Here is a 13,112-nt window from a genome sequence, read left to right as displayed (position 1 = left end):
ACCTCCTTGCTCGCGATGGCGGCAGCACATACCCCAACAATCCAGCCTGAACACCCAGTCCCCGAAACACATTTAGTTAGCCTGCTTTCTTTTATTCCCACCTCGCGCCATGATGAGGCTCTCCTGCCGCTGCCCGCGAACGAGCCCCATGCCCACGCCCTCCTCTGCCCCCAGTTCCCTATCGATCACCCTGCAGATCGTCTCCATCGTGTTCTACACCTTCATCGCCTTCCTCTGCATCGGCCTGCCGATTGCCGTGCTGCCGGGGTATGTCCATGAACAATTGGGCTTCAGCGCGGTGGTGGCCGGGTTGACCATCGGTTCACAGTATCTGGCGACCCTGCTCAGCCGCCCCATGGCCGGGCGGTTATCGGACAGCGTCGGCACCAAGCGGGCGATCGTCTACGGGCTATCGGGGATTGTGCTCAGTGGCGTGCTGACCCTGATCTCGACCTTGCTGCAAAGCTTTGCGCTACCCAGTCTGTTGATTCTGATCGCCGGCCGCTTGCTGCTCGGCGTGGCCCAGGGGCTGATTGGCGTGGGCACCATCAGTTGGTGCATGGGCCAAGTGGGGGTTGAACACACGGCCCGCTCGATTTCCTGGAACGGCATCGCTTCGTACGGAGCCATCGCTATTGGCGCGCCGTTGGGGGTGGTAATGGTCAGTGAACTGGGTTTCGCCAGCCTGGGTATTGCGTTGTCGTTGCTGGCGGGCGCTGCGCTGTTGATGATTCGCAATAAACCGTCGGTGCCGGTCATTCGCGGCGAGCGCTTGCCTTTCTGGGCGGTGTTTGCGCGCATTGCGCCTTACGGAGCGGGCCTGAGCCTGGCGTCGATCGGCTACGGCACGCTCACCACATTCATCACACTGTTTTACATCAGCCGCGGCTGGACCGGCGCGGCGTGGTGCCTGACGGTATTCGGCGTCTGCTTCATCCTGGCGCGGTTACTGTTCATTTCCAGCATCGCCCGCTTCGGTGGTTTCAACTCGGCCATTGCCTGCATGAGCATCGAAACCCTCGGGCTGGCATTGCTGTGGCTGGCGCCGTCCACCCCGTTCGCCCTGGTCGGTGCCGGGCTGGCCGGCTTCGGGTTGTCGCTGGTGTATCCGGCGCTGGGGGTGGAGGCTATCAAGCAAGTCCCCAACACCAGCCGTGGCGCGGGCCTGAGCGCCTACGCGGTGTTCTTTGACCTGGCGCTGGCGATTGCCGGCCCGCTGATGGGCGCGGTGGCATTGAACCTGGGCTATTCGTCGATCTTCTTCTGTGCCGCCTTGCTGTCAGTCAGCGGACTGGGCCTGACTCTACTGCTGCGTCGTCGAGCGACAAACGCCCTTTATTGATCCGCCGTCTTCATCCCTGCCCGGGTCGGCTTGCCCAAGGCCTCGCCAAAGAAGCGGCCGGCCTCGGAAATCATAGTGCGGTGGATGTCCTTGCGATCGACACCGTCGGCATCCGTGCAGAGCGCGGGCATCGCGGCAATCTGCTCCTCGGTGCACGGCGCCAGGAAGACAAAGTGGCCCGCGCCGGCCAAGGTCTTGAAATCCGGTGCGGTGGGCAGCTTACGGGCCAAGGCGGCGGCATTCTTGTCGAAAGCCACCAGTTTGTCGCCATCGCCGCTGTACAGCAGCACCGGCACATGGACATCGGCCAATGTATGACGACCGAATTTCAGGCTCAACGGCGCCATCAGCAGCAACGCTCGGACCCTGGGATCGGCCACGGGTTGCAGGTCGTCGCGGTCGGCGATCAGTTCGCCCTGGGTGTTACAGGCGTCATGGTCGTCCGGCCGCTCCACGCAGTAGCGGCGCAGACGATTGAGGTCCGGCGTCGCACCGGACAGAATCAGCGCGGTTTCGCCACCGGCCGAGTAACCGATCACCCCGACCTGCCCGGCATTGACGAACGGCGACAGCATCGGGTCATTAAGCGTTGCGGTGATGGCTTCGGAAATCTGGATTGGCCGGCCATACAGGTTGCTCAGGGTCCCAAGCCGACTGTGATCCTGGACGTTGTCACCGGGATGAATCACCGCCACCACGACAAACCCCTTGCGCGCCAGCGAAGTGGCCAGGTCATGCAAGGCCAACGGCGTGCCAGTGTTGCCATGGGACAACATCAATAGCGGAAAGCGGCCGATGGCGATCTGGGCGTCCGGAGCGGCATCGATCTGGTAGCCACCCAGCAGGCTGGATTGCTCCCGGTCGGTGGACGGATAGAAGGCGATGGCGTGCATCGGCTGCTGATCCAGCGGATCGAGAAAGCTCAGCTCATGGAAACCGGCGCTCCAATGCGGATGCGGCCCCGGTGCTGCCTGCACGGAACCGAGACTGGCTAACCAGCAAAGCAGCAGCGCTGCACCAAAACGTGTCATCGAATCTTCCACCTTCACCAGCGCCCGGGAAGGCCCCGTCGCTCGCACACTTGGCCGTGCATAACCTGCGCCAGAATCCTCGGCGCCGAATGCAGCAAAACCCTGCATCCCGGCCATCCAATGACGACGAGAATACAGGGTTTTGCGAAGGTTGCCCGAAGCGCTTGCTGCCTTTACGCAGGTTTTACGCAGCGGCGAACTGCTGGCCGATCTGCAACGAGGCTTCGTTCATGGCTTTGGTCCGCATGTCGTCACCGTAGGCCAGACCTTCGGCACGAACGAATTCGATATCGGTGATGCCAAGGAAACCGAACATCTGCTTGAGATATTCCTCGTGACCCACGCTGCTCGCTTGGCCGGCATGCAAACCACCCGCGGTGGAGACGATCACCAGTTTCTTGCCGCCACACAGGCCTTCGGGACCGGCTTCGGTATAGCGGAACGTCTGGCCGGCGACGGCAATGCGGTCAATCCAGGCCTTGAGTTGGGTCGGAATGCTGAAGTTATACATCGGAGCGGCGATGACCACCGCATCAGCGGCCAAGAACTCGGCCATCGCCGACGCACTGAGATCCGCTTCGTGCTTCAGGGCAGCATCACGCAGTTCAGCGCTGGTACCGGCGGCGATCAGGGTCTGAGCGGAAAAATGGCTGATGGCGTCGGCGGCCAGGTCACGGTAAGTGACGGTGATGCCTGGCTCGGCAGTTTTCCAGGCTTCAACCACTTCACGGCTCAATTGGCGAGAAGCGGAGTTGTCACCGAGGATGCTCGAATCGATGTGCAGTAGTTTCATAATCAATGCTCTCCAAATGAGGACCGCAACCAGGCGATCAATTGGCGACCATCCTACATATGTAGCCAATGATCGATAAGTCAGCATAAATGCGATAGTTTGTCCCACTGACAGGACAATCGAGTTCACCATGCAAGACCTCAATGATTTGTACTATTTCGCCAAAGTCGTCGAAGCCGGCGGTTTCGCGGCGGCCGGGCGCTTGCTGGGCATTCCCAAGTCGCGACTGTCGCGGCGCATCGCTGAGCTGGAAGAGCGCCTGGGCGCCCGGCTGCTCCAGCGCACCACCCGCCAGTTGAAACTGACGGCGGTCGGCGAACGTTACCTGCGCCATTGCCAGGCCATGTTGCTGGAGGCCGAGATGGCCGACGAAGCGGTGGCGAGCATGTCCAGCGAGCCCCGCGGCCGATTGCGGGTGTCCAGCCCCGTGGGCCTGGCCCACCAGTTCCTGCCGGTGGTGATCGAAACCTTCCTGGTGAAATACCCCTTGGTGCAACTGGACATGACCCTGCTCAACCGGCGGGTGGACCTGATCGGCGAAGGCATCGACGTGGCGTTGCGCGTGCGTGACCTGGGGGACGAAGACCCGCTGTTGATGACCCGGCGTTTGCGCCGGGCACGACTGATGCTGGTGGCCAGCCCAGGCTTCGTTGAGGGGCGGCGGATCGAGACCCCGGACGATCTGCAGGCGTTGCCAGTGCTGGGCGCGTTGGAAGCCGATCGCCTGGTGCATCTGCGTCTGGTCAAGACCGATGGACAGCGTGTGGAACTGAGTCTGGAGGCCCGCCTGGGCATCGATGACTTCATTGTGCGCCGGGCCTGCGCCCTCGCCGGCCTGGGCTGCACTTTATTGCCGAGCATGTATTGCGAGCAGGAATTGCGTGACGGCACACTGGTGGAACTGCTGCCTGGATGGTCGTTGCCCGACGGCTGGCTACAGGCGGTCTACCCGCATCGACGCGGCATGTTGCCAGCGGTGCGCGCCTGGATCGATCATTTGGTGGAAGCCTTCGAGGGCTGTGGAGATAGAACGCTATGAGTTTGAGCGAAGAGGATGTCGCGCAGTTTTGCCTGGGCTTGCCCGGTGCCAGGGAAGACTACAAATGGGGCGGCGTGCGGGTGTTTTCCATTGCCGGGAACAAGATGTTCGCCCTCCAGGGCCTGCGGGGCGACTCGTTGGCGTTCAAGGTCGACAAGGATCTGTTCCTGGGCCACTGCGACCGGCCAGGCATTCACCCCGCGCCTTACCTGGCAAGGGCACAGTGGGTCATCATGCAGGTACCCTACCCGCTGGGGGCCGAAGAACTGCGTGGCCTGCTGCAACGCTCGCACCAATTGGTGGTCGGCAAGTTACCGAAGCGTACCCAAGTTGGGTTGTTGCTGTAGTGGCGGCGCGACTGAACCAACGCCATCGCGAGCAAGCTCGCTCCCACAGGTTTGAAGTCGAACTGGCTGTCTAGGACAACGCCAACAGGTAACCGCCCAGGAACAACTGGTCGATCCAGAACACCTGATGCAACAGTACGATGAACCAGAACACCACTTGAAACGAGACTTTGCGGGTTTTGTGGCGAAACAGCTGCTGGGCCAGCAAGGCTCCAGGCCAACCGCCGGCCAGCTCCAGTGCATGCAGCACGTTCTCCGGGGTGCGCCAGGCGTCGGCGCGCGCTTTGCGCTTGTCGCTCCAGTACAGCAGGAACGCCACCACACTCACCACTGCGTAGGCTGCCATCGGCACCCACGACACCGCCCGCAGCCCGAACAACAGCGAGCCGAACAGCGGCAAGGCGCAGAGCAGCGCAAAGACCATCAGCTTGAGCCGCAGGTGCTGCACGGCCCCACCGGCATTGCCACCTGCGCTTTTACGGGCGCGTGAATCGTTCATGGCTTGGCGGCGGTCCAGTCCACCCAGCCGAACTGCCAAGTGGCCAGGATCAACAGGCCAAAGGCGATGCGATACCAGGCGAACACGGCGTAGCTGTGACTGGCGATGAACCGCAGCAGGCCCTTGACCGCGATCATGGCGAAAATGAACGCCGTGACGAAACCAATGGCGAACACGGGGAAATCCGCCGGAACGAACAGTTCGCGGTACTTGTAGCCCGAGTAGACGGCCGCGCCGACCATGGTGGGCATCGCCAGGAAGAACGAGAATTCGGTAGCGGTTTTACGCGACAGGCCAAACAGCAAGCCACCAATGATGGTCGCACCGGAACGGGAGGTGCCCGGAATCATCGCAATGCACTGGGCCAGACCGACCTTCAACGCGTCCTTCCAGGAGATTTCGTCCACCGTTTCGGCGTGCACCTGGTGCTGGCGCTTCTCGGCCCAGAGCATCACCACACCGCCCACTACCAGGGCGGCGGCTACGGTGATCGGGTTGAACAGATAGTGGTGGATCCAGTCTGCAAACAGCACGCCCAGGACCACGGCGGGCAGGAAGGCGATCAGCAGGTTGGCGGTAAACCGGCGGGCGCTGGGTTGCGTCGGCAGGCCCAGTACCACGTCGAAGATCTTGCGCCGAAACTCCCAGACCACCGCGAGGATCGCGCCAAGCTGGATAATGATGTTGAATGCCATCGCTCGTTCGCCACCGAACTCGAGCAAGTCGGCGACAATGATCTGGTGCCCCGTGCTGGAAATCGGCAGAAATTCCGTCAAGCCTTCCACTACGCCAAGAATCAGTGCCGAAAAGGCGGTCCACAAATCCATTCATCCCCCAAAAAAAGACGCTGTTCATGCAGGTCTTATCAATATTCAAGTGTCATGCAGGTACCGCAGCGGCTGCACGATAACCGCGACCTTTCAAAAAAAACCAATGAAAAATCAGAACAGGCTCAGGTTTTGCGCTGCGGGGCCGAAATCCTATCAGACAAGCCCTGATAACGCTGCCGCGTTATGACCCAGATCAATCATGGATAGCCGCCAGGCGCTAAAGTGCCGGCCGTCGTTAATGACAAGAATAAGAAACCGGAGTGACAGCGTATGAATAGCTTGCGCAGTGTGTCGATCAGCCGACGCTTGTGGCTCATCCTGGTGGTGGCCGTCGTGATGTTGTTCACGCTTGGTGCCTTCATGCTCAAGCAGATCCACACGGACCTGTATCAGGCCAAGGTGCAGAAGACCCAGCATGTGGTGCAGACCGCCAGTGGTGTGCTGAGCTACTACCATGGCCTGGAAACCGCTGGAACCCTGACCCGCGAGGCAGCGCAGAAGCAAGCCCTCAGCGCGGTACGAGGCCTGCGCTATGACCAGAGCGACTACTTCTGGATCAACGATCTGACGCCAGTCATGGTCATGCACCCGACCAACCCGAAGCTCGAAGGCCAGAATCTCTCGGCGATCCGCGACCCGAACGGTTTTGCGCTGTTCAACGAGATGGTCGCCATCGCCAAGGCCAAGGGTGCCGGGATCATCGACTATCTCTGGCCCAAGCCGGGCGCCGAAGCGCCAGTCGGCAAGACCTCCTACGTCAAATTGTTCGAACCGTGGGGCTGGATCATCGGTTCCGGTGTTTACGTGGACGACGTCCAGGCAGAATTCCAGTCCCAGTTGATCAAGGCTTCGTTGATTGGCTTGGCGATCACCCTGGTCATGGGCCTGCTGCTGACCCTGATCGTACGCAGCATCGTCCGCCCGCTCCAAGAGACCGTCAATGCCATGGCCAATATCGCCAGTGGCGAGAGCGACCTGACTCGCACCCTCGACACTCACGGCCAGGACGAAGTCACCCAACTGGCCCGGCACTTCAACGCCTTTACCGCCAAATTGCGCCAAGTGGTGAGCCAGTTGCAGGACTCGGCCAGTGCACTGGGGCAATCTTCCAGCGAATTGGGTAACGATGCGGCTCAAGCCCAGGAACGCAGCCAACAGCAGTCGCAACAAATGGAACTGGTGGCCACAGCCATCAACGAAGTGACCTATGGCGTGCAGGATGTGGCCAAGAATGCCGAGCACGCGGCCAGTGAGATGCGCGACGCCGAATCCCAGGCCCAGCAAGGCCAGGTCAACATCGATGGCAGCTTGCAGCAGATCGACCGGCTGTCCCAGACCATCGATCAAGCCGTGGAAGTGATTCGCACCCTGGCCAGTGAAAGTACCCAGATCGGCAGTGTGCTGGAGGTGATCCGCTCCATCGCCGAACAAACCAACCTGTTGGCCCTCAACGCCGCGATCGAGGCCGCCCGCGCCGGCGAGCAAGGCCGAGGCTTTGCGGTGGTCGCCGATGAAGTGCGGTTGCTGGCCCAGCGCACACAGAAATCCACCGCCGAGATCCAGGCGATGATCGAGCGCCTGCAAACCCATTCCGAAGCCGCCGTGAAAGTCATCGGCGACAGCAGCCGTGCCTCGCAACTGACCATCGAACAGGCCGGCCTCGCCGGTGCCAGCCTCAACGCCATCGGCCAGGCCCTGCGCAACCTCAACAGCCTGAACGCCTCCATCGCCAGCGCCACCCTGCAACAGGCCCATGTGGTGGAAGACATCAACCAAAACGTCACCCAGGCCGCCGGACTGTCCCACAGCACCGCCATGGCCGCCGAACAATCCAGCCAGGCAAGCGTCCGCCTCAAGGCACTGAGTGAACAGTTGAACGGTCTGCTCAAGCAATTCCGAGTCTAAAGATCGGTGGATGATCCCTGTGGGAGCGAGCTTGCTCGCGGTGGCGGTCGCACATTCAGCATTGATGCAAGCTGACCCACCGCTATCGCGAGCAAGCTCGCTCCCACATTGGTTTGTGGAGCTATCCACACCATAGCGTTTACAATCGCCGCCCTCTCCTCTTTCCCAAGGAACCGCCATGTCCGGGCTTGAACTGTTTGCCGCAGCCCTCGGCGTGATCGCCGTCTGGTTGACCGTCAAGCAGAACCCCTGGTGCTGGCCGATCGGCCTGGTCATGGTGCTGCTGTACAGCTGGATTTTTTTCGAGGTGAAGTTGTACTCGGACATGCTGCTGCAGGTCGTCTACGCGGTACTGCAACTCTACGGCTGGTGGCAATGGACCCGTACCGGGCGCAATCATGATGGGCGCCAGGTCAGCCGCCTCGGAGGGCCATCGGTGTTGCTCGGCCTGGCCATCGGCGCGGCGGGCAGCCTGATGTTGGGTGCCGCCATGGCCCACTGGACCGACGCCGCCCAACCCTGGCTCGACGCCGCACTCACGGGGTTCAGCCTCGTGGCCCAGTGGTGGATGGCGCAAAAACGCGTGCAATGCTGGCCGCTGTGGATCGCCCTGGACGTAATCTTCGTTGGCTTGTTCATCTACAAGGGCTTGCACCTGACCGCCGCACTCTATGCCCTGTTCACCCTGCTGGCCGTGCAAGGCTGGCGCGAATGGCGCGCCGACCCGGCCCTGCGCGCATGAAGGTGGTGGTCCTGACCGGTCCTGAATCCAGCGGCAAGAGCTGGCTGGCGGCGCAATTGCAGGAACACTTCGGGGGCGTGCGGGTGGATGAGTACGTGCGCCATTTCATGGAACAGACCCAACGCGATACCTGCCTGGCGGACATCACCGACATCGCCTCCGGCCAACTGGCCTGGGAAGACCAGGCGCGTGCCCATCGGCCGGCGCTGCTGATCCTCGACACTCACCTGTTGAGTAACATCCTCTGGAGCCAGACCCTGTTCGGCGATTGCCCGGAGTGGCTCGAACCGGCGCTGCTGGCCCGTCATTACGACCTGCACCTGTTGTTAAGCCCAGAGCAGGTCGAATGGACTGGCGACGGTTTGCGTTGCCAGCCCGAGCTGACAGAACGGCTGGCGTTTTTCCAGGCGATCGAGACTTGGCTGAGGCGACATCGGCAACCCTTCCAAGTTATTCGGGGCGGCTGGGGGCAACGCCGGCAGCAAGTGTTTGCAGCCGTTACCCAACTGCTAGAAGCCTGACCGACGCTTGACTTGTTTCACTTATGAAACAGTGCACGCGCACGAAACCCGGGCTCAACCCCGCTTCATGTTCTTGCCATCAAGACTGTAAAGCTGCTGAAACACCCGCCTAAAAGCCTGGATCCAGAGCCCTGTAAGGCTGATGGCCATTTGGCCGTCGGCGCCCTGTCTCAGCACTGAAACAGTATCCCTCCCCGACGCTCCCCGCCTGAATCCAACCCATTGAATTGGCGGGTATTTCAAAACACGGCACAACACCTGCTCTTCCCCACTTCGCAACGCTGGACCAGGGCCAGCCCACCGAAGAAGGAATCGATGCCGTGGGGACTTTCGAAAGAAGTTTGACCTGTCTGCTAGTGATCGGCTGCGCCGCCAGCTCAACGCTCAGCCTGCCAGTACAGGCCGAGGGCAACGGCGTCATCGTGCTCAGCCGTGACGTACAACCCATCGCAATCGGTCGCAACGGCGGCAAAGACCCCTACCCGACCACCGTCAATGCCAACCCCTCCGAACGAATCAACCAAGCGACCGCCAGCACCGAATTGAGCGATGGCGAGTTCGCCAGCGTGGCCAGCGGCTCGTCGATCCGCAACATCGTCACGCCAAATACCGGTGTTCAGGGTTTGAACGTGGTCACCAACCCCAACGGCATGCCGGGCATGAATGCCGGTCACGGTGGCGGGAGTGGTGGCGCGATCTCAGGCACCATCAACCGCTCGTTGAGTTCCGGCCTGGCCCCGCTGGGTCGGTTGGCGGGAGGTCAGTGACATGAAGCCCGTTCTGTTTCTACTCGCCCTGATCATGCTTTCCCTGCTCAGCTCTTTCACCGTATTCGCCGATTCGAGTGCTGCGGTGGTCAGCAGCGCCAACCTGCAGGACTCCGGCAGCCATTACACCGGCAATTTCAACGTCAACCAGGCGGCCGGCGGCCAGATCCAGCAAACCAACACCCGGGCCATCGCCATTGGCAGCCACGCCCAGGCAAGCACCCACGTGCGGCAACGTGTCGACACCCAGGCCAACCCTTCCATGAACGCCACCGCCCGCATCGGTGGCCACTCCTTCAGCAACGGCAACGGCGTGCTGGGCGTCAACCAGTCCGCCGGGGCCAACAACCAGATGGCCAATGTCATGCGGGTCGGCATCAGTGCTCATCCGCAGAGCATGGACGACAGCGCCCTGTCTCAACAGAACGTGGCGTTGCTACCGAACTCAGGAGCAACTGGCGCCCCAACCGGCAGTCGCCAGGTCGTTACCAGCGACCAGGCCTTCACCGGCAGCCGAGGGGTAATCCAGGTGAACCAGAGCGCCGGGGTGGGGAACCGCATGGCTAACACCCTGAGCATCCGGGTCGCTGATTGACCCGGGGGCTACATAAGAAAGTACCGACACTTAACCAACGACACGCAAGGAGAAACACCATGAAACCTACAATGGCACTTAAACCATTGGTTTTCGCTCTCGCCGCTGTCATGGCAATGGCTGCACAAGCCGATGGTAACGGGCGGGGCAACGGCCACGGTAACGGTCACGGCAACCAAGGCCCAAGAGGTCCGTCGCTTGAGCAACTGCTCTCGATCACTGCCGGGGCCGGCGCGACCGTGCTGGATGAGCAGAACAGCGACGGTAACGTCGTGACCAACCAAGCCACCCGCAACACCGCTGAAGCCACTGACTCGCTCAATGGCAGCAACGGCAACATGGGCGCCAACATTGCCGGCGGCGACGGCAACCAGCAGGACAACGCCGCCGCCCTGGCCACCGCCGACGAAAGCTTCATCTTCGGCTCGGCTGTCGCCGCCTCCAGCGCCACGCAGGTCAATAACAACAACTACGTCAAGAACAACTCCACGCAAAACAACGCCTCGCTCACCAATGCGGGCAACAACGGCTCCGGCAACATCGGTATCAACGTGACCGCCGGGAACTTCAACCAGCAGAAAAACAACCTGGCCATCGCCGTATCCGGGGGCCGTGTCGCACAGGCCTCGGCCTCGGCCGACCAGTCCTCCACCGGCCTTGTGGTCGACAACAAAGGCGTGCGGACCTACAAGACCGACACGCTCACCAGCACCTACAGCGCCTCAGGCACGTTCAAGGCCAAAGGTACCGGTACCGCCGAAGACAACGATCATGGCGGCTGGGACAACAGAGGCGGCTACGGCGGCGGTCATGATGACGACAAGTTCAAGTTCTCCGCCGTGGGGACTTTCGAACTGGCCGGCAGCAACACCCAGCAGGTGCTGACCCGCGACGGTTGGAAAAACCCTGTGATCAACAACGCCACCATGACCAACTCCATGAACGGCTTCTCCGGTAACGGCGGCGCGAACGTGTCGGCGGGCGTAGGCAACCAGCAAAGCAACTCGCTGTCCATCGCGGCCGGCTGCAAGGCTTGCATGTAAAAAAGTACCACTGTGGGGGTGAGTTCGCTCGCGATGGCATTGGATCAGTGACCTTTGTGTTGCCTGACACACGGCTATCGCGAGCAAGCTCGCTCCCACAGGGGGGCTTTTTCCTGGACGTCCACTAGGCGTATTGATCATGCGTGTCACTGCCGTTTCCCTGCTGCTCTGCCTGGCTTGTATGGCCGAAGCGGCGCAGATGCCGGTCGCCGCCCTGCCTGGCGGCATGCTGGTCTACAAACCGGTGCAAAGCGTACGCGAACGTAAATTCAGCGACATCGTCGAGCAGAAAACCGATTTCAGTTGCGGCGCCGCCGCGCTGGCCACGGTGCTGCGCCAGGCCTATTGGCTTGACGTCGATGAGGAGCACGTCATCAAAGGCATGCTGGTCAATGCCGACCAGGACCTGGTTCGCACCCAGGGGTTTTCCATGCTGGACATGAAGCGCTACGTGGAGACCATCGGCATGCGTGCCCGAGGCTACCGCATACCGCCAGAGAAACTCGAAGCGGTGACGATTCCGGTGGTGGTCCTGATGGAAATACGCGGCTACAAGCACTTCGTGGTGTTGCAGCGGGCCGACAAGCAATGGGTCTACATCGGCGACCCGGTGCTGGGGCACAAGCGCTACGCCCACGATGAGTTCGTCAAAGGCTGGAACGGCATCGTCTTTGCGATCGTCGGCCCGGGCTATGACAAGACCAATGCATTACGCAGCCCTCCTCAACCCCTGACAGCCCGTAACAAGCTGGACGGTTTCAACCCGGTCAGGGATGCGGAACTGATGGATTTCGGCTTCATACAGAGCGACTTTTTCTAATCGCCGACCACTGCCAACAATAAGTACAAAAAGGAGCAGGACGCTCCGGGAGCAGCACATGAAAACGTCACACTGGCTGTCGCTGGCCTGCCTGCTCGCGACCGCCTCGGGCTATGCCCATGCCGGCTTCAAACCTATTGAAGTCAAGGACCAAGAGCTTGCCGAGCTTCGCGGTCGTTATGTCATGCCCGGCCGAGTCATCAGCTTCGGCATCGTCATGAGCAGTACCTGGCGCAACGCCAGCGGCGACCTGATCGGCGCCACCAGCACCATGCAGATCCAGGCCGCCACCGTCAAACCCGAGTTCTATGTCTCCACCATCAAGCAGACCGGCAATGGCAGCGTCCCGGAACAGGGCAGCGGCAATATTACCGGTGGCGCCGGCCTTGGCGCGGGCCAGGGCGTGACCCAGAGCGTGCGTGCCGCCGGCGACGGCAACACGGCCTACAACAACGTCAGCATCAATGTGAAAGAGAGCAACCAGGCACCGGCGCTCGTGCCTTCCCAGGGCCAACTGCTGACCAAGGGCCAGACCATCAGCGGCAGCAACGGCGCCGGCAGCGTCGCGGTCACCGCCACCGGCAACGGCGTGCAAATGGCGATCCAGGCCAGCCACAACCAGGGCGGCACCCTGCAACAAGTGGCCCAGGGCGGCTTGCTGCAAAACACTCGCCTGCTGGGCAATAGCAACCTGGTCAACAACATGACGCAGCTCAACGTGGTGCTGAACAACAACGGCCCCAGTGCCGGGGCATTGGACTGCAACCTGACCCAACTGCGCGGCCTCCGTAACCTCGGTTATTGAACTACGCTGTTTTCCGACCATTGGGCAAATAGG

At 61.4% G+C, this 13,112-nt stretch carries 15 protein-coding genes; 11 read left to right on the top strand and 4 right to left on the bottom strand.

Annotated elements, in window-relative coordinates; all coding sequences use genetic code 11:
- Nucleotides 1-148 precede the first annotated feature (148 nt).
- Nucleotides 149-1,342, top strand: coding sequence for an MFS transporter (locus tag BT125_RS05100; RefSeq protein ID WP_072405473.1), 1,194 nt, complete (start codon nt 149-151; stop codon nt 1,340-1,342).
- On the opposite strand, the gene BT125_RS05095 is transcribed toward BT125_RS05100, so the two are convergent.
- Nucleotides 1,336-2,373, bottom strand: coding sequence for an alpha/beta hydrolase family protein (locus tag BT125_RS05095; protein ID WP_072405472.1), 1,038 nt, complete (start codon nt 2,371-2,373; stop codon nt 1,336-1,338). The two genes, BT125_RS05100 and BT125_RS05095, sit on opposite strands and share 7 nt — an antisense overlap.
- 184 nt (nt 2,374-2,557) lie before the next feature.
- Nucleotides 2,558-3,166 carry an FMN-dependent NADH-azoreductase gene (locus BT125_RS05090; RefSeq protein WP_072405471.1) on the bottom strand — a complete coding sequence of 203 codons (609 nt, stop codon included), beginning with the start codon at nt 3,164-3,166 and terminating at the stop codon, nt 2,558-2,560.
- A 130-nt stretch (nt 3,167-3,296) separates the two neighbouring features.
- On the opposite strand from BT125_RS05090, the gene BT125_RS05085 reads away from it, so the two are divergent.
- Together BT125_RS05085 and BT125_RS05080 are read left to right on the top strand one after the other, a co-directional pair.
- Nucleotides 3,297-4,205: a LysR substrate-binding domain-containing protein gene (locus BT125_RS05085; protein WP_072405470.1), complete on the top strand. Its 909-nt coding sequence runs from the start codon at nt 3,297-3,299 to the stop codon at nt 4,203-4,205.
- Nucleotides 4,202-4,552, top strand: a complete 351-nt coding sequence (locus BT125_RS05080) for an MmcQ/YjbR family DNA-binding protein (protein WP_060742546.1) — start codon at nt 4,202-4,204, stop codon at nt 4,550-4,552. Before BT125_RS05085 ends, BT125_RS05080 begins: the two co-directional genes overlap by 4 nt.
- Nucleotides 4,553-4,622: 70 nt before the next feature.
- Here the strand turns inward: BT125_RS05080 and BT125_RS05075 are convergent, their stop codons facing one another.
- Complete coding sequence (locus BT125_RS05075) at nt 4,623-5,051, bottom strand: DUF1294 domain-containing protein (protein WP_072405469.1); 429 nt, start codon at nt 5,049-5,051, stop codon at nt 4,623-4,625.
- Nucleotides 5,048-5,878 carry an undecaprenyl-diphosphate phosphatase gene (locus BT125_RS05070; RefSeq protein ID WP_072405468.1) on the bottom strand — a complete coding sequence of 277 codons (831 nt, stop codon included), beginning with the start codon at nt 5,876-5,878 and terminating at the stop codon, nt 5,048-5,050. The genes BT125_RS05075 and BT125_RS05070 overlap by 4 nt, the downstream gene beginning before the upstream one ends.
- A gap of 273 nt (nt 5,879-6,151) precedes the next feature.
- Between BT125_RS05070 and BT125_RS05065 the strand changes: the two genes are divergently transcribed.
- The 8 genes from BT125_RS05065 to BT125_RS05030 all read left to right on the top strand — a co-directional run bounded on the left by BT125_RS05065 (nt 6,152) and on the right by BT125_RS05030 (nt 13,079).
- Nucleotides 6,152-7,786, top strand: coding sequence for a methyl-accepting chemotaxis protein (locus tag BT125_RS05065; protein ID WP_072405467.1), 1,635 nt, complete (start codon nt 6,152-6,154; stop codon nt 7,784-7,786).
- A gap of 178 nt (nt 7,787-7,964) precedes the next feature.
- The gene (gene pnuC, locus BT125_RS05060) at nt 7,965-8,528 is read left to right on the top strand and encodes a nicotinamide riboside transporter PnuC (protein ID WP_072405466.1); all 564 of its coding nucleotides are present in this window, start codon (nt 7,965-7,967) and stop codon (nt 8,526-8,528) included.
- Nucleotides 8,525-9,049 (top strand): AAA family ATPase, encoded by a 525-nt coding sequence (locus tag BT125_RS05055; protein WP_072405727.1) that lies wholly within the window; start codon nt 8,525-8,527, stop codon nt 9,047-9,049. The genes pnuC and BT125_RS05055 overlap by 4 nt, the downstream gene beginning before the upstream one ends.
- A 320-nt stretch (nt 9,050-9,369) precedes the next feature.
- Complete coding sequence (locus tag BT125_RS05050) at nt 9,370-9,816, top strand: hypothetical protein (RefSeq protein WP_072405465.1); 447 nt, start codon at nt 9,370-9,372, stop codon at nt 9,814-9,816.
- A 1-nt stretch (nt 9,817) separates the two neighbouring features.
- The gene (locus BT125_RS05045) at nt 9,818-10,411 is read left to right on the top strand and encodes an adhesin (protein ID WP_072405464.1); all 594 of its coding nucleotides are present in this window, start codon (nt 9,818-9,820) and stop codon (nt 10,409-10,411) included.
- A 59-nt stretch (nt 10,412-10,470) separates the two neighbouring features.
- Nucleotides 10,471-11,454, top strand: a complete 984-nt coding sequence (locus tag BT125_RS05040) for a heme utilization protein (RefSeq protein ID WP_072405463.1) — start codon at nt 10,471-10,473, stop codon at nt 11,452-11,454.
- 139 nt (nt 11,455-11,593) lie between these two features.
- Nucleotides 11,594-12,274 carry a C39 family peptidase gene (locus BT125_RS05035; protein ID WP_072405462.1) on the top strand — a complete coding sequence of 227 codons (681 nt, stop codon included), beginning with the start codon at nt 11,594-11,596 and terminating at the stop codon, nt 12,272-12,274.
- A gap of 58 nt (nt 12,275-12,332) precedes the next feature.
- Entirely contained in the window at nt 12,333-13,079 is a 747-nt protein-coding gene (locus tag BT125_RS05030; RefSeq protein WP_072405461.1) for a hypothetical protein, read from the top strand.
- The last annotated feature ends 33 nt before the right edge of the window (nt 13,080-13,112 follow it).

The organism is Pseudomonas sp. NFACC04-2, assembly GCF_900119265.1.
Taxonomy (GTDB): domain Bacteria; phylum Pseudomonadota; class Gammaproteobacteria; order Pseudomonadales; family Pseudomonadaceae; genus Aquipseudomonas; species Aquipseudomonas fluorescens_AA.
Note: the sequence above shows the minus strand (reverse complement) of the source record. Positions and strands in the feature narration are given on the sequence as shown.

Bases quoted from the DNA above. Each gene is read 5' to 3' on its own strand.
- BT125_RS05100 (WP_072405473.1), top strand. From the start codon at position 149: ATGCCCACGCCCTCCTCTGCCCCCAGTTCCCTATCGATCACCCTGCAG.
- BT125_RS05095 (WP_072405472.1), bottom strand. From the start codon at position 2,373: ATGACACGTTTTGGTGCAGCGCTGCTGCTTTGCTGGTTAGCCAGTCTC.
- BT125_RS05090 (WP_072405471.1), bottom strand. From the start codon at position 3,166: ATGAAACTACTGCACATCGATTCGAGCATCCTCGGTGACAACTCCGCT.
- BT125_RS05085 (WP_072405470.1), top strand. From the start codon at position 3,297: ATGCAAGACCTCAATGATTTGTACTATTTCGCCAAAGTCGTCGAAGCC.
- BT125_RS05080 (WP_060742546.1), top strand. From the start codon at position 4,202: ATGAGTTTGAGCGAAGAGGATGTCGCGCAGTTTTGCCTGGGCTTGCCC.
- BT125_RS05075 (WP_072405469.1), bottom strand. From the start codon at position 5,051: ATGAACGATTCACGCGCCCGTAAAAGCGCAGGTGGCAATGCCGGTGGG.
- BT125_RS05070 (WP_072405468.1), bottom strand. From the start codon at position 5,878: ATGGATTTGTGGACCGCCTTTTCGGCACTGATTCTTGGCGTAGTGGAA.
- BT125_RS05065 (WP_072405467.1), top strand. From the start codon at position 6,152: ATGAATAGCTTGCGCAGTGTGTCGATCAGCCGACGCTTGTGGCTCATC.
- pnuC (WP_072405466.1), top strand. From the start codon at position 7,965: ATGTCCGGGCTTGAACTGTTTGCCGCAGCCCTCGGCGTGATCGCCGTC.
- BT125_RS05055 (WP_072405727.1), top strand. From the start codon at position 8,525: ATGAAGGTGGTGGTCCTGACCGGTCCTGAATCCAGCGGCAAGAGCTGG.
- BT125_RS05045 (WP_072405464.1), top strand. From the start codon at position 9,818: ATGAAGCCCGTTCTGTTTCTACTCGCCCTGATCATGCTTTCCCTGCTC.
- BT125_RS05040 (WP_072405463.1), top strand. From the start codon at position 10,471: ATGAAACCTACAATGGCACTTAAACCATTGGTTTTCGCTCTCGCCGCT.
- BT125_RS05035 (WP_072405462.1), top strand. From the start codon at position 11,594: ATGCGTGTCACTGCCGTTTCCCTGCTGCTCTGCCTGGCTTGTATGGCC.
- BT125_RS05030 (WP_072405461.1), top strand. From the start codon at position 12,333: ATGAAAACGTCACACTGGCTGTCGCTGGCCTGCCTGCTCGCGACCGCC.